The sequence below is a fragment of the Pseudomonas sp. GW823-FHT05G12 genome (assembly GCF_058795575.1).
The window spans coordinates 4,868,194-4,894,572 of the sequence record NZ_CM179501.1 but is presented as its reverse complement, the minus strand read 5'-3'; the positions used below and the strand labels follow the sequence as shown (position 1 = coordinate 4,894,572).

The 26,379-nt window shown below is 62.4% G+C and carries 25 protein-coding genes; 15 read left to right on the top strand and 10 right to left on the bottom strand.

Features of this window, described 5'->3' with window-relative positions:
* Nucleotides 1-17: 17 nt before the first annotated feature.
* Nucleotides 18-1,124, bottom strand: a complete 1,107-nt coding sequence (dspII, locus tag AC3RCM_RS22390; RefSeq protein WP_012053615.1) for an enoyl-CoA hydratase/isomerase DspII — start codon at nt 1,122-1,124, stop codon at nt 18-20.
* Nucleotides 1,125-1,250: 126 nt separating this feature from the next.
* Between dspII and ung the strand changes: the two genes are divergently transcribed.
* A complete protein-coding gene (ung, locus tag AC3RCM_RS22385) occupies nt 1,251-1,943 on the top strand; it encodes a uracil-DNA glycosylase (RefSeq protein WP_010952520.1) in 693 nt (230 codons plus the stop codon).
* A 26-nt stretch (nt 1,944-1,969) separates the two neighbouring features.
* Here ung and AC3RCM_RS22380 read toward each other — a convergent pair whose 3' ends face one another.
* From AC3RCM_RS22380 to AC3RCM_RS22355, 6 genes are all read right to left on the bottom strand, one after another.
* Nucleotides 1,970-3,652 (bottom strand): bifunctional metallophosphatase/5'-nucleotidase, encoded by a 1,683-nt coding sequence (locus tag AC3RCM_RS22380; protein WP_492629148.1) that lies wholly within the window; start codon nt 3,650-3,652, stop codon nt 1,970-1,972.
* A gap of 90 nt (nt 3,653-3,742) precedes the next feature.
* Nucleotides 3,743-4,798: an AbrB family transcriptional regulator gene (locus tag AC3RCM_RS22375; RefSeq protein WP_336085790.1), complete on the bottom strand. Its 1,056-nt coding sequence runs from the start codon at nt 4,796-4,798 to the stop codon at nt 3,743-3,745.
* Entirely contained in the window at nt 4,791-6,305 is a 1,515-nt protein-coding gene (locus AC3RCM_RS22370) for a tripartite tricarboxylate transporter permease (protein ID WP_019752457.1), read from the bottom strand. The genes AC3RCM_RS22375 and AC3RCM_RS22370 overlap by 8 nt, the downstream gene beginning before the upstream one ends.
* A gap of 1 nt (nt 6,306) precedes the next feature.
* Entirely contained in the window at nt 6,307-6,765 is a 459-nt protein-coding gene (locus tag AC3RCM_RS22365; protein ID WP_017147937.1) for a tripartite tricarboxylate transporter TctB family protein, read from the bottom strand.
* Between the two features lie 199 nt (nt 6,766-6,964).
* On the bottom strand, nt 6,965-7,945 hold the full coding sequence (locus AC3RCM_RS22360; protein WP_003252023.1) for a Bug family tripartite tricarboxylate transporter substrate binding protein: 981 nt from the start codon (nt 7,943-7,945) through the stop codon (nt 6,965-6,967).
* A gap of 46 nt (nt 7,946-7,991) precedes the next feature.
* On the bottom strand, nt 7,992-9,281 hold the full coding sequence (locus AC3RCM_RS22355) for an OprD family porin (RefSeq protein ID WP_492629147.1): 1,290 nt from the start codon (nt 9,279-9,281) through the stop codon (nt 7,992-7,994).
* A 200-nt stretch (nt 9,282-9,481) separates the two neighbouring features.
* Between AC3RCM_RS22355 and AC3RCM_RS22350 the strand changes: the two genes are divergently transcribed.
* Nucleotides 9,482-10,153 carry a response regulator gene (locus AC3RCM_RS22350; RefSeq protein ID WP_010952527.1) on the top strand — a complete coding sequence of 224 codons (672 nt, stop codon included), beginning with the start codon at nt 9,482-9,484 and terminating at the stop codon, nt 10,151-10,153.
* Nucleotides 10,146-11,525: a sensor histidine kinase gene (locus AC3RCM_RS22345; RefSeq protein ID WP_064491110.1), complete on the top strand. Its 1,380-nt coding sequence runs from the start codon at nt 10,146-10,148 to the stop codon at nt 11,523-11,525. The genes AC3RCM_RS22350 and AC3RCM_RS22345 overlap by 8 nt, the downstream gene beginning before the upstream one ends.
* A gap of 66 nt (nt 11,526-11,591) precedes the next feature.
* On the opposite strand, the gene AC3RCM_RS22340 is transcribed toward AC3RCM_RS22345, so the two are convergent.
* Together AC3RCM_RS22340 and ygfZ are read right to left on the bottom strand one after the other, a co-directional pair.
* On the bottom strand, nt 11,592-12,398 hold the full coding sequence (locus AC3RCM_RS22340; RefSeq protein WP_028698136.1) for an HDOD domain-containing protein: 807 nt from the start codon (nt 12,396-12,398) through the stop codon (nt 11,592-11,594).
* Between the two features lie 55 nt (nt 12,399-12,453).
* Nucleotides 12,454-13,395, bottom strand: coding sequence for a CAF17-like 4Fe-4S cluster assembly/insertion protein YgfZ (gene ygfZ, locus AC3RCM_RS22335; protein WP_064491111.1), 942 nt, complete (start codon nt 13,393-13,395; stop codon nt 12,454-12,456).
* A 133-nt stretch (nt 13,396-13,528) separates the two neighbouring features.
* Here ygfZ and AC3RCM_RS22330 point away from each other — a divergent pair, with 133 nt between their 5' ends.
* Together AC3RCM_RS22330 and AC3RCM_RS22325 are read left to right on the top strand one after the other, a co-directional pair.
* Nucleotides 13,529-13,783 (top strand): FAD assembly factor SdhE, encoded by a 255-nt coding sequence (locus tag AC3RCM_RS22330; protein WP_003252043.1) that lies wholly within the window; start codon nt 13,529-13,531, stop codon nt 13,781-13,783.
* Complete coding sequence (locus tag AC3RCM_RS22325; protein WP_029615366.1) at nt 13,767-14,225, top strand: protein YgfX; 459 nt, start codon at nt 13,767-13,769, stop codon at nt 14,223-14,225. Before AC3RCM_RS22330 ends, AC3RCM_RS22325 begins: the two co-directional genes overlap by 17 nt.
* A 121-nt stretch (nt 14,226-14,346) precedes the next feature.
* Here the strand turns inward: AC3RCM_RS22325 and nadB are convergent, their stop codons facing one another.
* Nucleotides 14,347-15,951 carry an L-aspartate oxidase gene (gene nadB, locus AC3RCM_RS22320; protein ID WP_064491113.1) on the bottom strand — a complete coding sequence of 535 codons (1,605 nt, stop codon included), beginning with the start codon at nt 15,949-15,951 and terminating at the stop codon, nt 14,347-14,349.
* Between the two features lie 434 nt (nt 15,952-16,385).
* Here nadB and rpoE point away from each other — a divergent pair, with 434 nt between their 5' ends.
* From rpoE to pdxJ, 10 genes are all read left to right on the top strand, one after another.
* Nucleotides 16,386-16,967, top strand: coding sequence for an RNA polymerase sigma factor RpoE/AlgU (rpoE, locus tag AC3RCM_RS22315; RefSeq protein ID WP_003252049.1), 582 nt, complete (start codon nt 16,386-16,388; stop codon nt 16,965-16,967).
* Nucleotides 16,968-17,000: 33 nt separating this feature from the next.
* Nucleotides 17,001-17,591, top strand: coding sequence for a sigma-E factor negative regulatory protein (locus AC3RCM_RS22310; RefSeq protein WP_003252050.1), 591 nt, complete (start codon nt 17,001-17,003; stop codon nt 17,589-17,591).
* A 12-nt stretch (nt 17,592-17,603) separates the two neighbouring features.
* Nucleotides 17,604-18,569: a MucB/RseB C-terminal domain-containing protein gene (locus AC3RCM_RS22305; protein ID WP_064491114.1), complete on the top strand. Its 966-nt coding sequence runs from the start codon at nt 17,604-17,606 to the stop codon at nt 18,567-18,569.
* A 206-nt stretch (nt 18,570-18,775) separates the two neighbouring features.
* The gene (locus tag AC3RCM_RS22300; protein ID WP_371920367.1) at nt 18,776-20,179 is read left to right on the top strand and encodes a DegQ family serine endoprotease; all 1,404 of its coding nucleotides are present in this window, start codon (nt 18,776-18,778) and stop codon (nt 20,177-20,179) included.
* 180 nt (nt 20,180-20,359) lie between these two features.
* On the top strand, nt 20,360-22,159 hold the full coding sequence (gene lepA, locus AC3RCM_RS22295; protein WP_010952535.1) for a translation elongation factor 4: 1,800 nt from the start codon (nt 20,360-20,362) through the stop codon (nt 22,157-22,159).
* Nucleotides 22,160-22,164: 5 nt separating this feature from the next.
* A complete protein-coding gene (lepB, locus tag AC3RCM_RS22290) occupies nt 22,165-23,019 on the top strand; it encodes a signal peptidase I (protein ID WP_003252057.1) in 855 nt (284 codons plus the stop codon).
* Nucleotides 23,020-23,182: 163 nt separating this feature from the next.
* Nucleotides 23,183-23,872: a ribonuclease III gene (gene rnc / locus AC3RCM_RS22285; RefSeq protein ID WP_003252059.1), complete on the top strand. Its 690-nt coding sequence runs from the start codon at nt 23,183-23,185 to the stop codon at nt 23,870-23,872.
* A complete protein-coding gene (gene era, locus AC3RCM_RS22280; protein ID WP_003252061.1) occupies nt 23,865-24,767 on the top strand; it encodes a GTPase Era in 903 nt (300 codons plus the stop codon). The genes rnc and era overlap by 8 nt, the downstream gene beginning before the upstream one ends.
* Nucleotides 24,768-24,888: 121 nt before the next feature.
* Nucleotides 24,889-25,572 (top strand): DNA repair protein RecO, encoded by a 684-nt coding sequence (gene recO / locus AC3RCM_RS22275; protein ID WP_198747626.1) that lies wholly within the window; start codon nt 24,889-24,891, stop codon nt 25,570-25,572.
* 61 nt (nt 25,573-25,633) lie between these two features.
* Nucleotides 25,634-26,356 carry a pyridoxine 5'-phosphate synthase gene (gene pdxJ / locus AC3RCM_RS22270; protein WP_371919374.1) on the top strand — a complete coding sequence of 241 codons (723 nt, stop codon included), beginning with the start codon at nt 25,634-25,636 and terminating at the stop codon, nt 26,354-26,356.
* Nucleotides 26,357-26,379 lie beyond the last annotated feature (23 nt).

The following is a 26,379-nucleotide window of genomic DNA, read 5'->3' as shown; positions in this document are numbered from 1 at the left end:
GCCCCCGCATCAGCAGGCTAACCCACATCCGCCAATGGGTGCCGTCCTTCCCACGCCTTGGCAAAATGCGCCTCGACTACCGCCGCCGGTACTTGCGCCACATCAGGCCAGTGCCAGCGCGGCTGGTTGTCTTTGTCCAGCAGGCGAGCGCGCACGCCTTCACTGAATTCAGGGTGGCGGCAACAGTTCAGGCTCATGCTGTATTCCATCTGGAACACCTGCGCCAACGACAGGTACCGCGCCCGGCGGATCTGCTCCCAGACCAGATGCGCCGTCAGCGGGCAACCCTCATGCAGGCGTTGGCCGGCATCTGCCAGCAATGGGTCGTCATGCTGCTTGAGCCTTTCCAGCGCGCGCCAGGCTGAAGCCGCATCCGCCACGTCGAGTAACTGATCGATCTCATGCCGTCGTGGCAGCCACTGGGCATCAGGCAGCTCGGCGCAGGCACGATGCTGCTCGGCCTTGAGCAGGCTGTTCAGTTGTATGGCGGTCTGCTCCTGCCAGTTGAGTTGCACCAACTCCTCGATCAAGGCCTCTTGCTGGTGCTCGCCCAGAAAACGGTCAGCCAGGCCCAGGTCAAGGGCATCGCGGGCATTGATCGGCGCACCTGTCAGGCCGAAGAACAAACCGAGCTTGCCCGGCAGTCGGGCCAGGAACCAACTGGCGCCTACGTCAGGGTACAGGCCGATGCTGATTTCCGGCATGGCCAGCCGGCTGCTGGGGGTGACGATACGTACATTGGCGCCTTGCAGCAGCCCCATGCCACCACCCAGCACATGCCCATGGCCCCAGCACAACAACGGTTTGGGGTAGGTGTGCAGGGCAAAGTCCAGGCGGTATTCGGCGGCGAAGAAGGAGGCCGCCAGCGGTGGGACACTGCCGGGGTGGTCCCGGCAGGCTTGCGCCAGCGCACGGACATCGCCGCCTGCGCAAAAGGCTTTTGCCCCGTTGCCGCGCAGCAGCACACAGACGATACCCGGGTCGCGGGCCCAGGCATGCAGTTGTTCGCCCAGCACCTCGATCATCGGCAGGTTCAGGGCATTGAGCGCCTTGGGCGCATCCAGGGTGGCGATGCCGATGCGGGCGCCATCGACGCCGGTGAGTACCTCGCAGTGAATGGTCATGGACTACCTCTCGCAAGTCATCGCTCAAGTATGGCTTGCCTGGCCGATCATGCCGGTCGTCGGTCGGATCGTTTGACAAGCGCGAAGGGCTTACCTAGTGTCGCGCCATTGTTTATGGAAGGCCCCATGACTGACGACGATCGCATCAAACTCGAACCCAGCTGGAAGGCCGCATTGCGCGGTGAATTCGACCAGCCTTACATGCACCAGCTGCGCGAGTTCCTGCGTGGCGAGTACGCTGCCGGCAAGGAGATCTACCCGCCAGGGCCTCTGATCTTCAATGCGCTCAATTCGACACCGCTGGACCAGGTGAAGGTGGTCATCCTCGGTCAGGACCCGTACCACGGGCCGGGCCAGGCACATGGCTTGTGCTTCTCGGTGCAACCGGGCGTGGCCACGCCACCGTCGCTGGTCAATATCTACAAGGAGCTGCAGCGCGACCTGAACATCCCGATCCCCAGCCACGGCTACCTCCAGAGCTGGGCGGAACAAGGCGTTCTGTTGCTCAACACGACCATGACCGTCGAGCGCGCCAATGCCGCGTCGCATGCCAAGAAAGGCTGGGAATTGTTTACCGACCGGATTATCCAGGTGGTCAGTGAGCAATGCCCGAACGTGGTCTTCCTGCTATGGGGGGCGCATGCACAGAGCAAGCAGAAGCTGATCGACGGTACCAAGCATCTGGTACTGAAGTCGGTCCATCCTTCGCCGCTGTCGGCGTATCGCGGGTTCATCGGTTGCGGGCATTTCAGCCGTGCCAACAGCTTCCTCGAGCAGCGGGGGCTCGGGCCCATCGACTGGGCACTGCCCCCGCTGTGAGAAACCGCGGTGGGGTACGCAATCGCTCAGGGCGTCATGCTGATGCGCGGCTCGCTGCGCTGGCCAATGGCAATACCCCGCTCATGGTTCTGGCGCACGTACTCCACCAAGGCTTCAAGGTCGGTGATGCCGGTGTCCTGGCGTCGCCTTCCTTCTTTGAAAGTGGCCAGGCCACCGCCACCATCGGCCAGGAAAAGGTTGCTGACGACGCGATAATGGGTCAACGGCTCAACGGGTTTGCCGTGAAGACGCACACTCCCCTCGACGACACGGCTGCCGACAGGCCGTGAACCATCCCACTCATAATGAAAACCCTTCGATACTTGCAGCGGATTGAAACTGCCCCTGTTCCATTGAAGGTTGAGCAGTTCGGTAATCTGCTTGCCTGTCAGTTCCTGAACCACCAGTGGGTTATTGAACGGTTGTACGGCGAATAATTGTTCGTAGGTCAGGTCGCTATCGGCAGGCTGGATAAGATCACTGCGCAGCCCACCCAGGTTGAGAAAGGCAACCTGGGTATTGAACGCCTGGGTCATGGCCAATTGGGCATCCGTGACCAGGTTCCCCAAGGTTGTTTCACCGGCCGCATTTTCTTTGCGGTCAAGTTCTGCCGTCGAGATGCGTCCTATGGGTTCGAGCAATTTTTCCCCGGACCGCTGACGCACTTCCTCCAGCAAACTCGTCAACTTGGCATTCGGCAGGTAGTTCTGTGGGTCAGCAGGAATATTGCGGGCGGTGATGTTCGTGACGTGATGGGTGCCTGGCGTTACCTGCAACTTCAACTGAGTCAGGAAGTGGCCGTATTTGCCAGCCTGAGTGATGCTCAGGTCACCCACCTTGCATTGATAGCTGGCATGCGAGTGACCGCTGATGACAGCATCTACCGCAGGATCCAGCCGCTTCGCCACGTCGACGACCGCGCCACTCAGCTGGCTGCAATCCTGCGTGTCGAACGGCTCGACGGTATCCCCTCCCTGGTGCATGACCGCGATGATTGCATTGACGCCTTTGGCCTTGAGCTCCGGAATCACGTCATTGATGGCTTGCGCTTCATCTGTGGCTTTGAGCCCTGCGAATGCGCTGGCCGAGACCACTTTTTCCATGTTGCGTGGCACGGCACCGACGAACGCTATCTTGACCCCTTTCACCTCTTGAATGTGATAGGCCGGTAGCAAGCGCTCGCCCGTGGTGGTATCGATCAGGTTGGACGCTATGTAAGGGAAGCCACTTCCTGGATAATCGCCGCGAAACGTGCAGGCCTTTTCAGGGCGCGTTGACTCGCATCCTCCGTGGATCTGACGAAGAAACTCGGCCTTGCCTGCATCCAGTTCGTGGTTCCCGGATGCGCTGACAATCATGCCCATCGCGTTCAAGGCCTCAAGCACAGGCTCGTCAGCCCACAGCGCAGAAATGGCAGGGCTGCCCCCTATCAAGTCGCCAGCCCCGATGAACAGCAGATCGGGGTCCTGCGTTCGCAGTTCATCGAGCATGGCGCCGAGTGTGGCGATACCGCCGTAGGTCAGGCGGGTAGCGCCTTGCGCGCCGGCGTAGTCCTGGGGGTTGGGTTCCAGGTAGCCGTGAAGATCATTGATAGCCACGACGTTGATCTGGACGGGGGCAGGTGGCTGTGCGGCAAGGCTGCCTGCGCTGATGGCAAGGCATGCCCAGGCAATAGCCGAGCGATAGTTGCAAGAAAGACGGACTTTCATCATTACCTCTTGAATGCCGGGAAGTGTGGGTTTGCTGGCGATCAGGGCAGCAATCCGACTCTATTCATCCGGGCATTGGGCAAGTGGTAACTATCTATCTTCAGGGGGCTTGCCGCTTGAATACCTGTTGTCCCACCACCGGAAAAGCGGTTCTGCAAGAAACAACACCAGGATCAGGCGCATCACCTGCAGCGCGGTTACCAGCGGCACTGACAATTGCAACGTTTCGGCCGTGAGGCTCATTTCGGCGATCCCGCCAGGCATCATCCCCAGTGTCAGCGAACGCAAGTCCAGTGCAGTCATCATGCTCAGCACCCACGCGGCACTGGCTGCAATCGCCATGCACAACGCCGTGGCCATCAAGGTGCGTCCCAGGAACGACGGTGCGCGGCGGAAGAACGCGCGGTTGAAGTGGCAGGCCAGGCCGCTGCCGATGAGCCACTGGCCGATCTGGCTGGCGCCGTTGGGCAGGGCGACCTGCAGGTTGCCGGCCAGGCTGACCGTAGCCGCGACCAGCAATGGCCCGAACAGCCATGGGTTGGGCTGGCGCAAGCGCTGCCAGAGCAAGGCAACGGCAACGCCCAAGGGCGCAATCAACGCCAGCCAGCCCCAGCTCACGCTACCGGTGTGGTTCAGTGGTACCCCGTCACCCAGCAGAAACTTGAACAGCGCCGGCACGCACAGCACCACTGCCAGCACACGCAAGCTTTGCGCTGCCGCCACCTGGCTGAGCACCGCGCCATTGCGCGCCCCAAGGTTGACCATCTCGCCCGAACCGCCAGGCATGCTGGCGAAGAACGCGGTGGCGCGGTCTTCGCCGGTTCGCCGCAGCAGCCATACGCTGATCACGCTGGACAGGGTGGTGAACAACGCACCGAAGCAGATCAGCGCGAAATGGCTGGCCACTTGCTCGATCACCGCGGGGGTGAAGTGCAGGCCAATACCGATGCCGATGATCCACTGCCCACACTTGCGGCCGTTGGGGATTTCCGACAGCTGCCAACGCGTCAGGCAGCGCACCAGGATGATCGCCAGCAATGAACCGACCATCCATGGCAAAGGCCAGCCGACCTTGCTGGCGGCAAAACCGCCAGCAAGGCCGACCAGCCCGGTCGCGACGAACAATGGCAACGACCGATCAGGCATCGGCCAGGGCCCGGCGCTGCAGGCTGCGTTTGCGCCAGATGCGCAGCAGCGGCAGGGCGAGCATCAGCACTACCAGCGCCCAGACGCCCATGCTGATCGGGCTGGACCAGAGGATGCCCAGTTCACCGTTGGAGATCGACAGCGCCCGACGCAGGTTTTGCTCCATCAGCCCGCCGAGGATGAAGCCCAGCAGAATCGGCGACAGAGGGAAGTCCAGCTTGCGCAGGATGTAGCCCATGATGCCGATACCGACCATGAGGAACAGGTCGAAGGTGGTGGCATGCACGGCGTACACACCGATCGCGGTGATGATGGCGATCACCGGCACCAGCGCCCAGTTTGGCACGGCGAGGATGCGGGTGAAGATGCGGATCATCGGGATGTTGAGGATCACCAGCATGATGTTGGCGACGAACAGCGAGGCGATCAGGCCCCAGACAATATCTGGCTGCTGTTCGAACAGCAGTGGGCCAGGGGTGATGTTGTACAGGGTCAGGGCGCCGATCATCACAGCCGTGGTGCCAGAGCCCGGTACGCCCAGGGTCAGCATCGGGACCAGGGCGCCACAGCAGGACGCACCAATGGCCGTTTCCGGCGCTGCCAGGCCACGGGCATCGCCTTTGCCGAACTTGCCGCTTTCCCCGGCCATGCGTTTCTCGGTCATGTAGGCCACGGCGCTGGCCAGCGTTGCGCCGGCGCCGGGTAGAACACCCATGATGAAACCGAGCAGGCCGCAACGGATGTTGACCAGGAACACCGAGGCCGCTTCCTTGAAGTTGAACAGCATGCGGCCGGTAGCCTTGACCGCCTGGTGGCCATGGTGGGTCTTTTCCAGCAGCAGGAGGATTTCGCTGACGGAGAACAGGCCCAGCACGAGCACCACGAACTGAATACCGTCGGCCAGGTGCACGCTGTCACCGGTGAAGCGGTAAACGCCGCTGTTGGCGTCGATGCCGACCGCCGACAGGAACAGGCCGATGAGAGCGGCAATGAAGGTTTTCAGTGGTTTGTCACCGGCCATGCCACCCAGCGCGACGATGGCGAACACCATCAGCACAAAGTACTCCGCCGGGCCGAAGGCGATGGCCCATTTCGCCAGCAGCGGGGCGAACAGCACCATGCCGCAGGTGGCAATGAAGGCGCCGATGAACGAGCTCCAGGCCGACAGCGACAGCGCGACGCCTGCCAGTCCTTGGCGAGCCATCGGGTAGCCGTCCAGGGTTGTCATCACGGTCGAGGCTTCGCCCGGGATGTTCAGCAGGATCGAGCTGATACGCCCGCCATATTCGCAGCCCAGGTACACCGCCGCCAGCAGGATCAGCGCCGATTCCGGCGGCAGGCCGAGGGCAAAGGCGATGGGGATCAGCAGGGCCACGCCATTGATCGGGCCCAGGCCCGGCAGCAGGCCGACCACGGTGCCGATCAAGGTGCCGGAGAGGGCGGTGACCAGGTTGTAAGGGGACAGGGCAATGCCGAAGCCCTGGCCCAGGTAGCTCAAGGTATCCATGTCAGTTCTCCAGTACGCTCAGCAGGCCAAGGGGCAGTGGCACGTCCATCACGCGGTCGAACAGCCAGTAGAGGAAAATGCTCATGCCGGCCACCACAATGGCGCTTTGCAGCCAGCGGCCACCGTACAGCCGAGCCATGGGCAGGCCGACCAGGATGGCGCTGAGGATGAAACCGAGCGCTTCGAAAGTGGCGGCGAAGACGATCAGCAGGCCGACACAGGCGGTGATCTTGATCAGGGTCTCGCGGTCCAGTTCCGGTTCGTCATCCTTGCGCACGATGGGCGTTGGGCGGAACACCAGGTACAGCAGGCCCAGCCCCATCAGGCCGAGCACCAGCAGCGGGTAAGCGCGCGGGCCCACCGGTTCATAGGAGAATGCAGCCTGATAGGGCCAGGCCATCACGGCCAGGGCGGCACACACCGCCAGCAGGGCCAGGGCGAAAATGCGTTGAAGGATCATTGGGGAATCCTCGTTGGGATTGCTCAAGTGAGATGCACATCCTGTGGGAGCGGCCTTGCGTCGCGATCGGGCGCGAAGCGGCCCCTGGCACAGCCGATACGATGCTTCGGACAGATCGCATCGGCAGGTTTAGCGGCCGCTTCGCGCCCGATCGCGACGCAAGGCCGCTCCCACAGGGGTGGTGGTGAGTCCGACAGGCTTACTGGATCAGGCCGAATTCCTTGGCCAGTGCCTTGTAGTCAGCCACTTGCTTCTTCACATAGCCGTCCAGCTCTTCGCCGGTCATGGCGAACGGGAACAGCTCGCGCTGGTCTCGCAGCTTGGCGAAGTCCTCGGAGGCCAGCATCTTGTCGAACGAGGCCTTCCACCAGGCGTAGTCCTCGTCGCTCACTTTTGGCCCCAGGTAGAAACCGCGCACCACCGGCCAGACGATGTCGTAGCCCTGCTCCTTGGCAGTAGGGATGTCTTTCATTTCCGGCTCGTCCAGGCGGTTTTCAGAGAACACCGCGAGGATGCGCATGTTGCCGCTCTGGATGTGCGGCATGGAGTCGGAAATGTCGGTAGAGCCGACCTGGATATGGCCGCCCAGCAATGCCGTGGCGATTTCGCCGCCGCCCTCCAGGGCCACGTAGCGCAGGTCGCGCGGGTTTATGCCTGCGGCCTTGGCGATCAACGCGGTCTGCATCCAGTCCTGGCTGCCGACGGTACCGCCGGAACCGATCACGACCTTGCTCGGGTCTTTCTTCAGCGCTGCGACCAGGTCATCAAGGGTCTTGTAGGGCGAGTCGCTCTTCACCGCGATGGCACCGTAGCTGGTGCCGACGGCAGCCAGCCATTTCACTGCGTTTTCGTCAAAACGGCCGAATTTGCCCTGAGCCAGATTAAGCAGCGAGCCGCTGGACCAGGCCACCAGCGTGCCGGCGTCTGCCGGGCGCTGGGCGACCACGGCGTTGTACGCGACCGCGCCGACACCGCCGGGCATGTAGGTGACGCGCATCGGCTTGCTGAGGATTTTTTCTTGTACCAGTGCGCTTTGCACCAGCTTGCAGGTCAGGTCGAAGCCACCGCCAGGGGAGGCGGGTGCGATGCATTCGGGGCGTTTCGGTTCTGCAGCGAGGGCGTTGCCGGCCAACAGCAGGCAGCCGGTAGCGAGGACGAGGCGGCGCAGTGAAAAGGTCATCGTCGATCTCCGTGAGCGTTGTTGTTATTGTATTACCGCTATGGGGTTACCACAGCGCCACGCTGTAGCTGACCAACAGCCTCACTTCATCCGCGTCACGGGCGAAGTTGGAGCGGAAGGTGGCGTTGCGCAGGCGCACGGCGACGTTCTTCAACGGGCCGCTTTGTACCACGTACTTCAGTTCGGTGTTGCGTTCCCACTCTTTGCCTTCGCCACCGGCAGCACGGCTGACGTTGTCACCGCTGATGTAACGGGTCATGAAGGTCAGGCCCGGTACGCCGAGCGCGGCGAAGTTGTAGTCGTAGCGCGCCTGCCAGGAGCGTTCGTCGGCACCGGCGAAGTCGTTGATCTGGACGAAGTTGACCAGGTACGGGTCGGCGCCATCCACATACGGGAAGGCACTTTCGCCAGACAGCTGCTGCCAGGCGGCGCTGACCTTGTGCCCGCCCAGGGCATAGCTGAGCATGCCGTTGACGGTGGTGTTGTCGATGTTGCCGGCCTTGGCTGCACCGGCGTCGTCGCTGATGGCAAGGCGCAGGTCGGCACCCAAGGTGCCCGGGCCCCATGGCTGGGTGGCGACCATGCCGATGAAGTGCTGGCGGTAAATATCTTCGAGCTGGGCGAAGTGGTAGCTGCCGGTGATGCGGTCGGTGAACTTGTAGTCGAGCCCGCCCAGGGCCAGGTTGTCAGCGCTGAAGGTGCCACCGAAGCGGCCGTTCTTGTTGTTCAGCGCCAGGTCTTCCCAGTTGGTGTCGTTGCGGTCCTTGGCCTTGTCCAGGCGGCCACCGGTGAAGGTCAGGCCCTTGATCTCTTTGGAGGTAAGCAGGCCGCCCTCGAAAGTTTGCGGCAGGATACGCCCGTCGTTGGGCTGCAGGGTCGGCAGCTCGGGAATCAGGGTGCCGATCTTGAGTTCAGTCTGGGAGATCTTCACCTTGCCGGTCAGGCCCAGCTTGGAGTACTCGTCGGCAGCCTTGCCGTCATCGTGGGTGGGCAGCAGGCCGCTGTCGGTACGGTCGGGGCTGGAGTCGAGCTTGATGCCGAGCATGCCCAACGCGTCCAGGCCAAAGCCCACGGTGCCATCGGTGTAGCCAGACTCGAAATTGAGGATGAAGCCCTGGGCCCATTCATCGCGCTTGGATTGCTGCGCGCTGGTGCCGTCGCGGAAGTCGCGGTTGAAGTACATGTTGCGGGTTTCGAAGGTGGCCGTGCTGTCTTCGAAGAAGGCGGCCTGGCTCATCGGGGCGACACCGGCAAGCGCGAGGGCGCTGGCGATGGCCGAGGGGCGAGCGATAAAGGAACGGGTAGGCGCGAACGCCTGCGGCTGCGATGACAGCATCGTCGATGACTCCGTTTATTGTTCTTATTCGTTGCACCTTGCTGGTGCTTTTTTCGGCGCGAAGGGCGACCGTGGTGCGATGCTAGGCAACGAACCTTTCGCTAACCTTTCAGCGTGAAAGGTTTGTCACGAGGGGCTTCACAGGCGTTGTGACAGCGGTACACTCCGCGCCACCGTCCCACCCGAGCAGGGAGAATCCGATGCGTGTGCTACTGGTCGAAGACCACCTGCAACTGGCCGAAAGCGTGGCCCTGGCCTTGAAAAGCCATGGCCTGACCGTGGATGTGCTGCATGACGGCGTGGCTGCCGACCTGGCGCTGGCCAGTGAGGAATACGCCGTGGCCGTGCTGGATGTCGGCCTGCCGCGCATGGACGGCTTTGAGGTACTGGCGCGCTTGCGAGGTCGTGGCAAGACCTTGCCGGTGCTGATGCTGACTGCGCGCAGTGACGTCAAGGACCGGGTCCATGGCCTGAACCTGGGCGCCGACGATTATCTGGCCAAGCCGTTTGAGCTGACCGAGCTGGAGGCGCGGGTCAAGGCCTTGCTGCGCCGCAGTGTGCTCGGTGGCGAGCGCCAGCAACGCTGTGGGCCGCTGGTGTATGACCTGGACACCCGGCGCTTCACCCTCGGTGACGACAACCTGACGCTGACCTCGCGCGAGCAGAGCGTGCTGGAAGCGCTGATCGCTCGCCCGGGCCGGGTGATGAGCAAGGAACAGCTGGCTGCCCAGGTGTTTGGCCTGGACGAAGAGGCCAGCCCTGACGCCATCGAAATCTACATTCACCGGCTGCGCAAGAAGCTCGACGGGCACCCTGTGGCCATCGTCACTTTCCGCGGTCTGGGCTATTTGCTTGAGCACCGCGATGCGTGACAACGGCAGCCTGCGCGGGCGCTTGCTGGGTAATTTGGCGCTGTTGCTGGTGGTGCTGATGCTGGCCAGCGGCCTTAGTGCCTACTGGAATGGCCGCGAGGCCGCCGACACCGCCTACGACCGCACCCTGCTGGCTTCGGCGAGAACCATCGCTGCAGGCCTGTCGCAGCGCGATGGTTCGTTGAGCGCGGATGTGCCTTACGTGGCGCTGGACACGTTCGCCTATGACAGTGCGGGGCGCATTTACTATCAGGTGCTGGATATCCAGCAAAGGCTGATTTCTGGCTACGAGAACCTGCCGCCACCGCCGCCTGGCACGCCGCGCACCGATGACTATCCGGCATTGGCACGGTTCTACAACGCCACTTACCTGGGCCAGGACGTTCGTGTGGTCAGCCTGCTGAAGCCGGTCAGCGAGCCGAACATGAACGGCATGGCAGAGATTCGCGTAGCCGAAACCGAAGAAGCGCGGGTGCGCATGGCCCGAGGGTTGATGGCCGATACCCTGCTGCGCCTGGGCATGCTGGCACTGGGGGCGTTGGTGATGGTGTGGTTTGCCGTGAGTGCCGCGTTGCGGCCGTTGGAGCGCCTGCGCACAGCGGTGGAAGAACGCCAGCCGGACGACTTGCGAGCGTTGCCGGTGGTGCAGGTACAGCGCGAGCTGGGCCCGCTGGTGCGCGCCTTGAACCACTTTACCGAGCGCTTGCGCGGCCAGTTCGAGCGCCAGGCGCAGTTCATTGCCGACGCGGCCCACGAACTGCGAACGCCGCTGGCGGCGTTGAAGGCACGGGTCGAGTTGGGCTTGCGCTCGGCCGAGCCGCAGGAGTGGCGGCAGACCTTGGAGTCGGCAGCCCAGGGCACCGACAGGCTGACCCACCTGGCCAACCAGCTGTTGTCGCTGGCGCGGGTCGAGAATGGCGCACGGGCGATTGCCGAAGGCGGTGCGCAGCGTCTGGACTTGAGTCAGTTGGCCCGCGAGCTGGGCATGGCCATGGCGCCTTTGGCGCACAAGCGCGGGGTGGCGCTGGCGCTGGAGGCCGAGGCGCCGGTGTGGCTGAAGGGGGAGCCGACATTGCTCAACGAGTTGTTGAGCAACCTGGTGGACAATGCCTTGGCGCATACGCCAGCGGGTGGCAATGTGATTTTGCGGGTAATGGCGCCGGCAGTGCTGGAAGTGGAAGACGACGGGCCAGGTATTCCCGTGGCCGAGCGCGAACGGGTGTTCGAGCGGTTCTACCGGCGAAGTGCGCAGGGCAGTGGGTTAGGGCTGGCGATCGTTGGCGAGATCTGTCGGGCGCACCTGGCGCAGGTGAGCCTGCATGATGGCGAGAAGGGCGGGTTGCGGGTGCGGGTGAGCTTTATCGCGGATTGAAGGTTTGCCTGTGTCGCCCCTTTCACGGGCTCACCCGCGAAAGGGGGCGACACAGGCTGCTACAGCTCAGCGCAACATGCTCCGCGCCTCCAGCAGTTCATCGACCTCCAGCTCGGTGCCAAACGGCAACCCCAGATGGCGGTACGCCGGCAGCGCAGCCAATGGCCGGTGACGCCCGCGCTGACTGATGCAGCGGGCGATCTGCACGATGTCGATGTAATCGATCTTGTCAGTCTGGCGGTCCAGGTCATGAACCTGGCTCGGCAGGTGGACCAACTGCTCCGGAAACTCCCAGGCCTTGAGGATCTTGTCCCCCAGCACCGGCTGGAGTTGCTCGATCACGTAATGCAGGCAAACCGGGTCGGACAACAGTTCGTTGTGCTCTTCGGCATAGATGAGTACCGGCAGCGCGCCAATCTGGTTGACCAGCCCACCCAAGGTGGCCTGGTCAGGCTTGAGAGGTGTGAAGCGGCGGCAGATTTCGTAGCTGATGCCCGCCACTTCCAGGCTACTGGCCCAGATATCGCGCAGTTTCTGCTCCACTGCCGGCGAGCGGGCATGGAAAATCTGCTCGATCACCAGGCCGATGGCCAGGTTGCAGCTGTAATTGATGCCTAGCCGCGTGATGGCGGTATGCAGGTCGGTCACCTCGACCGCAGCACGCAGCAATGGGCTGTTGACGACCTTGATCAGGCGCGCTGACAGGGCCGCGTCGCGGCCGATCACCTTGCTCAGGGCCGCTACGCTGATCTCGCTGTCTTCCGCTGCCTCGCGGATGCTCAAGGCAACCTCGGGCAGGGTTGGCAGGACCAGGTCATCCTTTTCGATGGCGTCGAGCAATTGTGCTTGAACCAACTCGGCCAGCTTGTTCATGGGCATGTCTACCGCAGTGGTGGTGCGGCCCCGCCACAGGGGTGGGGCAGGCTGGTCAGCGCTGGATTTCCCGGTCGCGGTCCAGTTCGTAAGGCAGGGTCAGCACCTGCAGGCGCGGGCCTTCGAGGCTGCCCAAGTGCAGGTTGCCGTCTTCCACCGCCTCGGCGCTGAGCACCGCGAGCAGTTCGCAGCCCGTGCCGTTGCCGGCAGCAATGACCACTTCGCCGACCGACGACCCATGGGTGGGCGAGAAAATCTCGGCGCCAGGGGCCGGAATGGCCTGCTGGTCCAGGGCCAGGCGGTACTGGCGGCGCTTGAGTTTGCCCAGGTACTGCATGCGGGCGACGATTTCCTGGCCGGTGTAGCAGCCTTTCTTGAAGCTGACGCCGTCGACGGCCTGCAGGTTGATCATCTGCGGGATGAACAGCTCACGGGTTGGGCCCATGACCTGGCCGATACCAGCGCGAATCTGCCCCAGCAGCCAATCGTTGACACTGCCTTCGGGCAGCGCTGCGGCAAGGGCCTGGCGCACAGGCTCGGCGTCAGCCGCCGGCACCCACAACTCGACCCGGCCGGCGGACACGGCGATCGCGATCAGCCCGTCATGGCGCACGGTGCTACCGGCGGCGGCGGGCACGACAAGCCCCAGCGCCTGCAGTGCAGCGTCGCCACCTTGCAGGCCGAAGCGTGCCCATGCGCTGCTTTCGTCGGTCAGCGTGGCCTTGGAGAACACAGCGTACTTTTTCAGGTCGGCCAGTTGCGCGTCGAGCAGTTCACTGGCCATGGCCAGCAAGTAGCCGTTGCCTTCGGGCACTATGCGGAAGCTCGACTGCATGCGTCCCTTGACCATGCAGCGGGCGCCGAGGCTTGCGTATTCCTGGCTGAGGTAGTTGATGTTGCAGGTCAGCTGGCCTTGCAGGAACTTGCCTGCATCGGAGCCGCGGACGGCGAGGATGCCCTCGTGGGACAGGGGGCAGAAGAAAGCGGAATCGGCCATGGGTCATCGCGGTGGCTAAAGACTGGCGGCCATCATAGAACGCCGGTAACAAAATAGGTAGGTGACTAGACCAACGCCCGGTGTCGCTTCGCGCGCCTGGCTGTATACTGGCGGCCCATTCGAGGAGGGCCCCATGGTCGAACAAACTGAACTCAACCGGCTTTTCTGGCACAGCCGCCGCGGCATGCTGGAACTGGACGTACTGCTGGTGCCTTTCACCCAGGAAGTCTACCCCACCCTCAATGAGACCGACCGTGAACTGTACGTGCGTCTCTTGAGCTGCGAGGATCAGGACATGTTCGGCTGGTTCATGGAGCGCACCGAGTCCGAAGACCCGGAACTGCAGCGCATGGTCCGCATCATTCTGGACCGTGTCCAGCCCAAGTGAGTGCTTCGAGTGCCGTTGGCAAGGCTCGCGCCTGCTGCTGACGGCCTACCTCGCTTGTCAGGTACTGGCGTGGCTTGCCGTGTGGGCGAGCCCGCTGCCCGGGTGGATGGCCTTTTTTGTTGTCGCCGCCTGTACGGCCCACGCTGGCTGGGCCATTCCCCGACGTATCCTGTTGACCCATGAGCATGCTGTTGTCGGCCTGCGCCGTGATGTGCGGGGCTGGCAGGTGTTCAGCCGTGCCTGTGGGTGGCAGCGGGTTCGGTTGTGCCGGGACAGCGTGGCGTTGCCACGGCTGGTGGTTTTGCGCTTTGAGCGGGTGGGGCGTTGGCTGGGGGAAAGCCAGTGTATACCTCAGGATGCGCTAGGGGCTGACGAGCATCGGCGCTTGCGGGTGCGGTTGAAGTTCAGCCGGCGGCGCTGGGCTGCGGTGAGCCGGGCATAGATCGAGACCGGGTTAGCTTCTTCGCGGGCTCGCCCGCTCCCACAGGTCCAACTGCGCAATGCTGCAAGGCAGTCAAATTCCTGTGGGAGGGGGCGAGCCCGCGAAGGCCGCGACGCCGTTTTCAGAGCGGGCTGAGGATAGTGTCCTTGGCCTCGTCCAGCATCCCTGGATAGTCCAGTGTGTAATGCAACCCTCGGCTTTCCTTGCGCTGCATGGCGGACAGGATCATCAGCTCGGCCACTTGCGCCAGGTTGCGCAGCTCGATCAGGTCACGGCTGACCTTGTAGTTGCTGTAGAACTCGTCGATTTCATCCAGCAGCAGGCGAATGCGGTGCTGGGCTCGCTGCAGGCGCTTGCTGGTGCGCACGATGCCGACGTAGTCCCACATGAAGCGCCGCAGTTCGTCCCAGTTGTGCGCAATGATCACGTCCTCGTCCGAGTCGGTCACCTGGCTGGCGTCCCAGCCGGGCAAGGCCTTGGGCATGGCCACTTGCTCCAGGTGTGCCTGGATGTCGGCAGCGGCGGCGCGACCGTACACAAAACATTCCAGCAGCGAGTTGCTGGCCATGCGGTTGGCGCCGTGCAGGCCGGTGAAACTGGTTTCGCCGATGGCATACAGGCCAGGCACATCGGTGTGGCCGCAGTCGTCGACCATCACGCCGCCGCAGGTGTAATGCGCCGCCGGCACCACCGGGATCGGCTGGCGGGTGATATCGATGCCAAAGGCCAGGCAGCGCTCGTACACGGTGGGGAAGTGGCTCTTGATGAAATCTGCAGGCTTGTGAGTGATGTCCAGGTATACGCAGTCCACGCCCAGGCGCTTCATCTCGTGGTCGATGGCGCGGGCCACGATGTCCCTTGGGGCCAGCTCTTCGCGTGGGTCGAAGCGTGGCATGAAGCGTTCGCCGTTGGGCAGGCGCAGCAGGGCGCCCTCGCCGCGCAGGGCTTCGGTGATCAGGAAACTCTTGGCCTGCGGGTGATACAGGCAGGTCGGGTGGAACTGGTTGAACTCCAGGTTCGCCACCCGGCAGCCGGCCCGCCAGGCCATGGCGATACCGTCGCCGCAGGCACCATCGGGGTTGCTGGTGTAGAGATAGACCTTGGCCGCACCGCCAGTGGCCAGCACGGTGAAGCGCGCGCCGAAGGTGTCTACCTCGCCGGTGTTGCGGTCGAGCACGTAGGCGCCCAGGCAGCGTTCGCCGGGCAGGCCCAGGCGGCGTTCAGTGATCAGGTCGACCGCCACCCGCTGCTCCAGCAGCTGGATGTTCGGGCGCTGGCGAGCCTGTTCCAGCAGCGTGGTGAAGATTGCCGCGCCGGTAGCGTCGGCGGCGTGGATGATGCGCCGGTGGCTATGGCCCCCTTCACGGGTGAGGTGGAACTCGAAGCCGCCATCGTCGACGCTGTAGTGCTCATCGCGGGTGAAGGGCACGCCTTGTTCGATCAGCCACTGGATCGCTTCGCGGCTGTGCTCGACGGTAAAGCGCACTGCGTCTTCATGGCACAGCCCGCCGCCGGCATTGAGGGTGTCCTCGACATGCGACTGCACAGTATCGGTGTTGTCCAGCACTGCAGCGACGCCGCCCTGGGCCCAGAAGGTCGAGCCGTTGGCCAGGTCGCCCTTGCTCAACACGGCAACGCGAAGGTGGCTGGGGAGGTTAAGTGCCAGGCTGAGACCGGCGGCACCGCTGCCGATCACCAGGACATCATGTTGGAATTGTTGGCTCATGTCGGGACACTAGTAATCTTTGGGAGGGGCACGGCACAATGGTCACGCGCGGATGGCATTGTGAAACTATCGTTAAACGTGTCGGGATGCCTTTATAGCAGCCCCGGGTGGCCAATTTCCATGCTACCTGCCAGGTTGCGACAACCTTTGTGGGAACTTTCCGACATGGCCGGAAATCCTATGAAGGCTGCCCGTACGCCACAATTTGCCGCGGCGACGCAGGGCGGCAGGCCTTTCCAGGCTTACCCCTGTGTATTTGAAACCTGATTATCGACGTAGCCGGCCGTGACCGCGCCGCGTCTTCCGTGCAAGCCGACCAAGGGCTGCAGGAAACTTGCTTGGAGGGGAGAACTTTTGCGCAAAGCCCGAGTCTATGGTTGCAAGCCTGAACGATGGCTGATGCAACGCTCCTTCGAGTTCACTGAGGAGTGTTCATGCTAACCCAGGAAGAGGATCAGCAGCTTGTCGAGCGCGTTCAGCGCGGCGACAGGCGAGCTTTCGATCTGTTGGTGCTGAAGTATCAGCACAAGATTCTCGGGTTGATCGTGCGGTTTGTCCACGATACCCACGAGGCCCAGGATGTAGCACAGGAAGCCTTCATCAAGGCCTACCGTGCGCTTGGCAACTTCCGCGGCGACAGTGCGTTCTATACGTGGCTGTACCGCATCGCCATCAACACGGCGAAGAACTACCTGGTGTCCCGTGGAAGACGGCCGCCAGACAGTGATGTGAGCTCCGAGGATGCGGAGTTTTACGACGGCGATCATGGTCTCAAGGATCTCGAGTCCCCAGAGCGCTCGTTGTTGCGGGATGAAATCGAAGGCACTGTCCATCGCACCATCCAGCAACTGCCCGAAGACCTGCGTACGGCATTGACGCTACGCGAGTTCGACGGGCTGAGTTACGAAGACATTGCCAGTGTCATGCAATGTCCGGTGGGTACCGTGCGCTCTCGAATCTTCCGCGCTCGGGAGGCCATAGATAAAGCCCTGCAGCCGTTGTTGCAGGAAACCTGAGACAGCGGCGACAGCGCCAAGAGAGGAACCGCCATGAGTCGTGAAGCTTTGCAGGAATCGCTGTCCGCGGTGATGGATAACGAAGCGGATGAACTGGAACTGCGTCGGGTGTTGAACGCCGTCGACGACGCCGAAACCCGTGCCACCTGGTCGCGTTACCAGGTTGCCCGTGCAGCCATGCACAAGGAGCTGCTGCTGCCTAACCTGGATATCGCCTCTGCGGTGTCCGCGGCGCTGGCTGACGAAGCCGTGCCAGCCAAGGTCAAGAAAGGCCCTTGGCGCAGCATTGGCCGTCTGGCGGTAGCCGCCTCGGTTACTGTCGCGGTACTGGCCGGTGTGCGTATGTACAACCAGGACGAGATCACGGGTGCAGAGCTTGCTGCCCAGCAGCCTGTCCAGCAGGGCCTGAGTGTGCCACAAGCGCAAGGCCCGGCCGTTTTGGCAGGCTATAGTGAGAGCAGTGAGCAACCGACCGGGCCAATGGCCAATGGCGTGCTGCAGAACCAGGCCGGCTGGGATCAGCGTCTGCCAGGCTACCTGCGCCAGCATGCCCAGGAATCTGCGCTCAAGGGCACTGAAACCGCATTGCCGTATGCCCGCGCCGCCAGCCTGGAAAACCGTTAAGTAAGGAGGATCATGCGCGCGCTACCTCTCTTGTCGCTGCTGATTGGCAGCTGCATGACGGTGCCAGCATTGGCGGCCAATTCTTCGCCTGAGGCGAGTGAGTGGCTGAACAAGCTGGCACAGGCCGAGCAAAAACAGAGCTATCAAGGGTCGTTCGTCTACGAACGCAACGGCAGTTTCTCCTCCCACGACATCTGGCACAGGGTCGACGGCGGTAAAGTCAGCGAGCGGCTGTTGCAGCTTGATGGCGCCGCCCAGGAAATCGTGCGCGTGGATGGCAAGGTGGAGTGTGTCAGCGGGGCCTTGGCCAGCGGTGTCACGGCGCCGCCGGATACCGCACCGCGTGTGCTTGATCCGCTGAAACTGATGGGTTGGTACGATTTGAGTGTGGCAGGCAAGTCACGGGTCGCCGGGCGCGATGCCGTGATCATTACGCTTACGCCACGCGACCAGCATCGCTATGCGTTCGAATTGCACCTGGACCGTCACTCGGGTTTGCCGCTGCGTTCGTTGATGCTCAACGACAAGGGGCAGTTGCTGGAACGCTTCCAGATGACCCGTCTCGATACCGATGAAATACCCAGCGACGCAGACTTGCGCCCAGGTGCTGCCTGCAAGCCAGTGCAGCATGTGGCAGCCGGCAGCAATGATACCGTCGCGGGTTGGCGTTCGGACTGGCTGCCACCCGGTTTCGAGCTGGTCAACAGCTCGGTACGCCGTGATCCCAAGCACAACAGTTCGGTCAGCAGCCTGATGTATGACGACGGCCTGGCGCGTTTTTCGGTGTTCATCGAGCAAGTGAGCGATGATGGCGGCACCGACATGCGCACCCAGCTAGGCCCGACCTCGGCAGTCTCGCGTCGCCTGAATACACCCAAGGGCAAAGTGATGGTGACCGTGGTTGGCGAAATTCCGCTGGGTACGGCAGAACGCGTCGCCCTGTCGATGCGCCCCCAGGATGCCCAGGCGCGCCAGTAATGGCGCGCTTTTGCGTGCCGAGTCAAGGCAGGTGGGCATACGCCTGAAATGAAATTAAAGCATTGTCATTTGCAATCCATCGGCAAATTTTCTATAGGTCAGGCTTTGAAGAGCCTGGCCTTTTCTGCGTTGAGCAGGGGTCTTTCCAAACTACCGCTCGTTGTGACGGGAGTCGTATGTCAATACCACGCTTGAAATCCTACCTAATGATGTTCGCTGCTGTGCTGATGCTCGGCCAAGTAGTCGCCGCCCAGGCCGAGGAAGCCCTGCCGGACTTCACCACCCTGGTGGAGCAGGCTTCGCCGGCAGTGGTCAACATCAGTACCAAGCAGAAACTGCCTGACCGCCGGATCGCCGCAGGCCAGATGCCGGATCTGGAAGGCCTGCCGCCGATGTTCCGCGAGTTCTTCGAGCGCAACATGCCCCAGCAGCCGCGTTCGCCGCGCGGCGACCGCCAGCGCGAGGCGCAGTCGCTGGGCTCGGGTTTCATTATCTCCAGTGATGGCTACGTGCTCACCAATAACCATGTGGTGGCCGATGCCGACGAGATCATCGTTCGCCTGTCGGACCGTAGCGAGCTCCAGGCCAAGCTGGTCGGCACCGACCCGCGCACTGACGTGGCGCTGCTGAAGGTCGATGGCAAGAATTTGCCAACGGTGAAGCTGGGTGACTCCGAGAAGCTCAAGGTGGGCGAGTGGGTACTGGCCATCGGTTCGCCGTTCGGCTTCGACCATTCGGTGACCAAAGGTATCGTCAGCGCCAAGGGCCGGACCCTGCCCAATGACACCTACGTACCGTTCATCCAGACCGACGTGGCCATCAACCCGGGTAACTCCGGCGGCCCGCTGTTCAACATGAAAGGCGAAGTGGTGGGGATCAACTCGCAGATCTTCACCCGTTCTGGCGGTTTCATGGGCCTGTCGTTCGCCATCCCGATCGATGTGGCGATCGATGTCTCCAACCAGCTGAAGAAAGACGGCAAGGTCAGCCGCGGCTGGCTGGGCGTGGTGATTCAGGAGGTCAACAAGGACCTGGCTGAATCGTTCGGCCTGGACAAGCCGGCGGGCGCCCTGGTGGCCCAGGTGCTGGAAAACGGCCCGGCAGCCAAAGGCGGCCTGCAGGTGGGCGACGTGATCCTCAGCATGAACGGCCAGCCAATCGTCATGTCGGCCGATCTGCCGCACCTGGTAGGCGGCCTCAAGGATGGCGAGAAGGCCAAGCTGGAAATCATCCGCAATGGCAAGCGCCAGAACCTGGACATCAGCGTCGGCGCGCTGCCGGATGACGACGTTGACATTGGCGCTGGCACCGAAGGCAGCGCCGAGCGCAGCAGCAACCGCCTGGGTGTATCGGTCGCCGACCTGACCGCCGAGCAGAAAAAATCCCTGGAGCTCAAAGGTGGCGTGGTCATCAAGGAAGTGCAGGATGGCCCGGCAGCCATGATCGGCTTGCGCCCGGGTGATGTCATCAGCCATCTGAACAACCAGGCCATCGGTTCTGCCAAGGAATTCACCGAAATCGCCAAGGAACTGCCGAAGAACCGTTCCGTGTCGATGCGCGTGCTGCGTCAGGGCCGTGCCAGCTTCATCACCTTCAAGCTTGCTGAATAAGCGGTTTCGCAAGGCGAAAGGGCAGCTTCGGCTGCCCTTTTTCATGAATATTCACAATTGCCGGAATGATTGCTGTGTACAGTCGGACAGAGGAATCTCCCATAACCCAGCAGCTTAAGGTACAATTCCCGGCTATTTTTCGGCGGGCGTCCGGCTCGCAGCCTTTTCGAGTGTTGACCCGTGAGTGATTTGAGTCATATCCGCAATTTCTCCATCATCGCCCACATCGACCATGGCAAGTCGACGCTGGCTGACCGTTTCATCCAGATGTGCGGTGGCCTGTCGGCGCGCGAGATGGAAGCCCAGGTGCTCGATTCCATGGACCTGGAGCGTGAGCGCGGTATCACCATCAAGGCCCACAGCGTCACGCTTCACTACAAGGCGCAGGACGGCAAGACCTACCAGCTGAACTTCATCGATACCCCCGGCCACGTCGACTTCACCTACGAAGTCTCGCGCTCGCTGGCGGCCTGTGAGGGGGCACTGCTGGTGGTCGACGCCGGCCAGGGCGTGGAGGCCCAGTCCGTAGCCAACTGCTACACCGCCATCGAGCAGGGCCTGGAGGTCATGCCGGTCCTGAACAAGATGGACCTGCCCCAGGCCGATCCGGACCGCGTCAAGGACGAAATCGAGAAGATCATCGGTATCGACGCCACCGACGCCGTCGCCTGCAGCGCCAAGAGCGGCATGGGCGTTGACGAGGTGCTCGAGCGCCTGGTGCACACCATTCCCGCGCCGGAAGGTGAGATCGACGCACCGCTGCAAGCGCTGATCATCGACTCCTGGTTCGACAATTACCTGGGCGTGGTCTCGCTGGTGCGCGTGCGCCAGGGCCGCGTCAAGAAAGGCGACAAGATCCTGGTCAAGTCCACCGGCAAGGTGCACCTGGTCGACAGCGTCGGTGTCTTCACCCCGAAACACACCCAGACTGCCGATCTGAAAGCCGGCGAAGTAGGCTTCATCATCGCCAGCATCAAGGACATCCACGGTGCCCCGGTTGGTGACACCCTGACCCTGTCCTCGACCCCTGAGGTCGAGGTGTTGCCAGGCTTCAAGAAGATTCAGCCGCAGGTCTATGCCGGCCTGTTCCCGGTCAGTTCCGACGACTTCGAGGATTTCCGCGACGCTCTGCAGAAGCTGACCCTGAACGACTCCTCGCTGCAGTACATGCCGGAAAGCTCCGACGCGCTGGGCTTTGGCTTCCGTTGCGGTTTCCTGGGCATGTTGCACATGGAGATCATCCAGGAGCGCCTGGAGCGCGAATACGACCTGGACCTGATCACCACCGCACCCAGCGTGATCTACGAGCTGGAGTTGAAAACCGGCGAAACCATCGTCGTCGACAACCCGTCCAAGCTGCCGGACGTCTCGGCTGTAGCCGACTTCCGCGAGCCGATCGTCACCGCGACCATCCTGGTTCCGCAGGAGCACCTGGGCAACGTCATCACCCTGTGCATCGAGAAGCGTGGCGTACAGCGCGACATGCAGTTCCTCGGCAGCCAGGTGCAGGTGCGTTACGACATGCCGATGAACGAAGTGGTGCTCGATTTCTTCGACCGCCTCAAATCCACCAGCCGCGGCTATGCTTCGCTGGATTATCATTTCGATCGCTACCAGTCGGCCAACCTGGTCAAGCTGGACGTGCTGATCAACGGCGACAAGGTCGATGCCCTGGCATTGATCGTGCACCGCGACAACGCGGCCTACAAAGGCCGTGCGTTGACCGAGAAGATGAAGGAACTGATCCCTCGGCAGATGTTCGACGTAGCGATCCAGGCAGCCATTGGCGGCCAGATCATTGCGCGGACAACCGTCAAGGCGCTCAGAAAGAACGTACTGGCCAAGTGCTACGGTGGTGACGTCAGCCGTAAGAAGAAGCTGCTGGAGAAGCAGAAGGCCGGTAAGAAACGCATGAAACAGGTGGGCAACGTGGAAATTCCACAAGAAGCCTTCCTCGCCGTGCTCAGGTTGGATAGCTAGGTCCTATGTCGCTAAATTTCCCGCTGTTGCTGGTCATCGCCGTCTTCATCTGCGGTCTGCTGGGCTTGATCGACCTGCTGTTCCTGGCCCCGCGCCGGCGTGCGGCAATCGCCAACTATCAGGGCAGCGTCAGCCAGCCTGAGATGGCGGTGGTCGAACGGCTGAACAAGGAGCCGTTGCTGGTCGAGTACGGCAAGTCGTTCTTTCCGGTGCTGTTCATCGTGCTGGTGCTGCGTTCGTTCCTGGTCGAGCCGTTCCAGATCCCTTCGGGATCGATGAAACCGACCCTGGAAGTGGGCGACTTCATCCTGGTGAACAAATTCTCGTACGGCATTCGCCTGCCGGTGATCGACAAGAAGGTCATCGAGGTCGGTGACCCGCAACGCGGGGATGTGATGGTGTTCCGCTACCCGAGCGACCCGAATGTCAACTACATCAAGCGTGTGGTTGGCCTGCCGGGCGACGTGGTCCGCTACACCAACGACAAGCGGCTGTTCGTCAACGGCCAGCCCGTTGCCGAACAACTGGTGGGCAGCGAGCCGGGTACCCTGGGCAGTGCTCAGCTGTACAAGGAAAAGCTCGGCGCGGCCGAACACCTGATCCGCAAGGAAATGAGCCGTTATCGCATGCCGCCGGACCAGCAGTGGACCGTACCTGCGGGCCATTACTTCATGATGGGCGACAACCGCGACAACTCCAACGATAGCCGTTTCTGGGATGACCCGAACATTCCCAAGGAACTGCACGGCATGGTTCCGGACCGGAACATTGTCGGCAAGGCCTTCGCGGTGTGGATGAGCTGGCCAGAGCCCAAACTCAGCCACTTGCCCAACCTGTCGCGGGTTGGCCTGATCCATTGATACCCATCGGCGCTGTCCAGCAGACAGCGCCGAATGCATTTCTGACATAGGCTGTGTTCTCAGGGATCGGGAGATTCGCCGCAAATCGATCGGCGGACCACAGCCAAACAGTCTTTCAGGATGTTGATTTGAACAACGCGTTGAACAACGATCGGGTGGCCGCATGAGTGCTTCCCTTGCCGGTCTGGAGCGAAAGCTCGGTTACACCTTCAAGAACCAGGACCAGATGCTCCTGGCACTGACCCATCGCAGTTACGCCGGGCGCAACAATGAGCGCCTGGAGTTCCTCGGTGACGCCATTCTCAACTTCGTTGCCGGCGAAGCGCTGTTCGAGCGTTTTCCGCAGGCCCGCGAAGGCCAGTTGTCGCGGCTGCGTGCGCGGTTGGTCAAGGGTGAGACCCTGGCCCGTCTGGCCCGTGGTTTTGACCTGGGCGATTACCTGCGCCTGGGTTCCGGAGAACTCAAGAGCGGCGGCTTTCGCCGCGAGTCGATCCTGGCCGACGCCCTGGAGGCACTGATTGGTGCCATCTATCTGGACGCCGACATGGACACCGCCCGGGAGCGCATCCTGGCCTGGCTGGCCGATGAGTTCGAAGGCCTGACACTGGTCGACACCAATAAAGATCCGAAAACCCGCCTGCAAGAGTTCCTGCAGTCGCGCAGCTGTGAGCTGCCGCGTTACGAAGTCGTGGATATCCAGGGTGAACCACACTGCCGGACCTTCTTCGTCGAATGCGAAGTGGTACTGCTGAACAACAAGAGCCGTGGTCAAGGCGTTAGCCGGCGTATTGCCGAGCAAGTCGCCGCCGCGTCTGCACTGATCGCCCTGGGCGTGGAGAATGGCAATGACTGATAGCAACCCGACCCGCTGCGGCTACGTAGCCATTGTCGGCCGTCCCAACGTCGGCAAGTCGACCCTGCTCAACCACATCCTGGGCCAGAAGCTGGCGATTACCTCGCGCAAGCCGCAGACCACCCGCCACAACATGCTCGGCATCAAGACCGAAGGTGATGTGCAGGCCATCTACGTCGATACCCCCGGTATGCACAAGGCCAACGACAAGGCCCTGAACCGTTACATGAACCGCAACGCCTCGGCGGCCCTCAAGGACGTCGACGTGGTTATCTTCGTGGTTGACCGTACCAAGTGGACCGACGAGGACCAACTGGTTCTGGAGCGCGTGCAGTATGTCACCGGCCCGCTGATCATCGCGGTCAACAAGACCGACCGCATGGAAGAGAAAGCCGAGCTGATCCCGCACCTGCAGTGGCTGCAAGAGCAACTGCCGAACGCCGAGGTGATGCCGATTTCCGCACAGCAGGGGCACAACCTTGAAGCGCTGGAAGCACAGATCGCCAAGCACCTGCCCGAGAACGATCATTTCTTCCCCGAAGACCAGATCACCGACCGTAGCAGCCGCTTCCTGGCCGCTGAACTGGTGCGCGAGAAGATCATGCGTCAGCTGGGTGCGGAGTTGCCGTACCAGATCACCGTGGAGATCGAGGAATTCAAGCAGCAGGGCCATGTGCTGCACATTCATGCGTTGATCCTGGTTGAACGCGATGGCCAGAAGAAAATCATCATTGGTGACAAGGGCGAGCGCATCAAGCGCATCGGTTCCGAGGCGCGCAAGGACATGGAAGTGCTGTTCGATTCCAAGGTCATGCTCAACCTGTGGGTCAAGGTAAAGGGCGGCTGGTCCGACGACGAGCGCGCCCTGCGTTCGCTGGGCTACGGCGACCTGTAATTACCTGACCGGTCGGTTATTCCTGTGGGAGCGGGCTTGCCCGCGAATGCGATAGTGGGTTCACTGACGCTTTCGCGGGCACGCCCGCTCCCACACGTACATCAGGCCCCAGAGATAGTGCATGGACCAACCCGCCCCCCAGCCAGCCTACGTGCTGCACAGCCGTGCCTACAAGGAAACCAGCGCGCTGGTGGACTTTTTCACCCCGCAGGGCCGCATGCGCGCCGTGTTGCGTCGCGCACGGGGTAAGGGCGGCAGCCTGGTGCGACCGTTCGTGTCGCTGGAGGTGGAACTGCGTGGGCGTGGCGAGCTGAAGAATGTCAGCCGCATGGACAGCACCGGCATCGCCGCCTGGCTTCACGGCGATGCGCTGTTCAGCGGGCTGTACCTCAATGAGCTGCTGATGCGCCTGTTGCCTGCCGAAGCGCCGTTCCCGGCCCTGTTCGAGCACTACACCTTGACCTTGCAGGCACTGAGCGCCGGTCGACCGCTGGAACCCCTGTTGCGCTCGTTCGAATGGCGGCTGCTGGACGAACTCGGTTATGCGTTTTCCTTGCACCATGACGTCAACGAGCAGCCCATTGCCGCCGATGGCCTGTACCGCTTGCGCGTTGACGCCGGCCTGGAGCGGGTTGAGCTGGCGCAGCCCGGCCTGTTCCGTGGCACCGAACTGCTGGCCCTGGCCCAAACCGACTGGGATGCCCCTGGCGCCTTGCTTGCCGCGAAGCGGCTGATGCGCCAGGCACTGGCAGTTCACCTGGGGGCAAAACCGCTGGTCAGCCGGGAACTGTTTCGCAAGCGCTGATCAGGACGTATGCTGTTGGGCTCAATCCTCAGGAGAGCCTTTCGTGACTCACAGCAACCGCATGCTTCTTGGCGTCAACATCGACCACGTGGCGACCCTGCGCCAGGCCCGTGGCACGCGCTACCCTGACCCGGTCAAGGCTGCCCTGGACGCCGAGGAAGCAGGCGCCGATGGCATCACCGTGCACCTGCGCGAAGACCGCCGGCACATCCAGGAGCGTGACGTCGTGCTGCTCAAGGATGTACTGCAGACCCGCATGAACTTCGAGATGGGCGTCACCGAAGAGATGATGGCCTTTGCCGAAAAGATTCGGCCGGCGCACATCTGCCTGGTACCCGAAACCCGTCAGGAGCTGACCACCGAAGGTGGCCTGGACGTGGCAGGGCAGGAAGCGCGGATCAAGGCTGCAGTGGAACGGCTGGCACGTACCGGTGCCGAGGTGTCGCTGTTCATCGACGCCGACGAGCGGCAGATCGAGGCCTCGCGTCGGGTCGGCGCACCGGCCATCGAGCTGCACACCGGCCGTTATGCCGATGCCGAAACCCCCACCGATGTGGCTGAAGAGCTCAAGCGTATCGTCGAGGGTGTGGCGTTTGGCGTGGGCCACGGGCTGATCGTCAATGCGGGTCACGGGCTGCACTACCACAACGTCGAGGCGGTGGCGGCGATCAAGGGTATCAATGAACTGAACATTGGCCATGCGCTGGTGGCCCATGCCCTGTTTGTCGGCTTCAAGGCTGCTGTGGCCGAGATGAAGGCGCTGATCGTGGCGGCTTCGCGCTGATTTGTCGGCTACTCGCCGCAAGT

Excerpts from the sequence above, each read along its gene's own strand:
- nadB (WP_064491113.1), bottom strand. The coding sequence starts at position 15,951 with ATGAGCCAACAATTCCAACATGATGTCCTGGTGATCGGCAGCGGTGCC.
- AC3RCM_RS22375 (WP_336085790.1), bottom strand. The coding sequence starts at position 4,798 with ATGCCTGATCGGTCGTTGCCATTGTTCGTCGCGACCGGGCTGGTCGGC.
- recO (WP_198747626.1), top strand. The coding sequence starts at position 24,889 with ATGGACCAACCCGCCCCCCAGCCAGCCTACGTGCTGCACAGCCGTGCC.
- AC3RCM_RS22305 (WP_064491114.1), top strand. The coding sequence starts at position 17,604 with ATGCGCGCGCTACCTCTCTTGTCGCTGCTGATTGGCAGCTGCATGACG.
- ung (WP_010952520.1), top strand. The coding sequence starts at position 1,251 with ATGACTGACGACGATCGCATCAAACTCGAACCCAGCTGGAAGGCCGCA.
- lepB (WP_003252057.1), top strand. The coding sequence starts at position 22,165 with ATGTCGCTAAATTTCCCGCTGTTGCTGGTCATCGCCGTCTTCATCTGC.
- dspII (WP_012053615.1), bottom strand. The coding sequence starts at position 1,124 with ATGACCATTCACTGCGAGGTACTCACCGGCGTCGATGGCGCCCGCATC.
- AC3RCM_RS22340 (WP_028698136.1), bottom strand. The coding sequence starts at position 12,398 with ATGAACAAGCTGGCCGAGTTGGTTCAAGCACAATTGCTCGACGCCATC.
- AC3RCM_RS22360 (WP_003252023.1), bottom strand. The coding sequence starts at position 7,945 with ATGACCTTTTCACTGCGCCGCCTCGTCCTCGCTACCGGCTGCCTGCTG.
- rnc (WP_003252059.1), top strand. The coding sequence starts at position 23,183 with ATGAGTGCTTCCCTTGCCGGTCTGGAGCGAAAGCTCGGTTACACCTTC.
- rpoE (WP_003252049.1), top strand. The coding sequence starts at position 16,386 with ATGCTAACCCAGGAAGAGGATCAGCAGCTTGTCGAGCGCGTTCAGCGC.
- ygfZ (WP_064491111.1), bottom strand. The coding sequence starts at position 13,395 with ATGGCCGATTCCGCTTTCTTCTGCCCCCTGTCCCACGAGGGCATCCTC.
- AC3RCM_RS22330 (WP_003252043.1), top strand. The coding sequence starts at position 13,529 with ATGGTCGAACAAACTGAACTCAACCGGCTTTTCTGGCACAGCCGCCGC.
- AC3RCM_RS22345 (WP_064491110.1), top strand. The coding sequence starts at position 10,146 with ATGCGTGACAACGGCAGCCTGCGCGGGCGCTTGCTGGGTAATTTGGCG.
- era (WP_003252061.1), top strand. The coding sequence starts at position 23,865 with ATGACTGATAGCAACCCGACCCGCTGCGGCTACGTAGCCATTGTCGGC.
- AC3RCM_RS22355 (WP_492629147.1), bottom strand. The coding sequence starts at position 9,281 with ATGCTGTCATCGCAGCCGCAGGCGTTCGCGCCTACCCGTTCCTTTATC.
- AC3RCM_RS22350 (WP_010952527.1), top strand. The coding sequence starts at position 9,482 with ATGCGTGTGCTACTGGTCGAAGACCACCTGCAACTGGCCGAAAGCGTG.
- AC3RCM_RS22300 (WP_371920367.1), top strand. The coding sequence starts at position 18,776 with ATGATGTTCGCTGCTGTGCTGATGCTCGGCCAAGTAGTCGCCGCCCAG.
- AC3RCM_RS22370 (WP_019752457.1), bottom strand. The coding sequence starts at position 6,305 with ATGGATACCTTGAGCTACCTGGGCCAGGGCTTCGGCATTGCCCTGTCC.
- pdxJ (WP_371919374.1), top strand. The coding sequence starts at position 25,634 with ATGCTTCTTGGCGTCAACATCGACCACGTGGCGACCCTGCGCCAGGCC.
- AC3RCM_RS22365 (WP_017147937.1), bottom strand. The coding sequence starts at position 6,765 with ATGATCCTTCAACGCATTTTCGCCCTGGCCCTGCTGGCGGTGTGTGCC.
- AC3RCM_RS22310 (WP_003252050.1), top strand. The coding sequence starts at position 17,001 with ATGAGTCGTGAAGCTTTGCAGGAATCGCTGTCCGCGGTGATGGATAAC.
- AC3RCM_RS22380 (WP_492629148.1), bottom strand. The coding sequence starts at position 3,652 with ATGAAAGTCCGTCTTTCTTGCAACTATCGCTCGGCTATTGCCTGGGCA.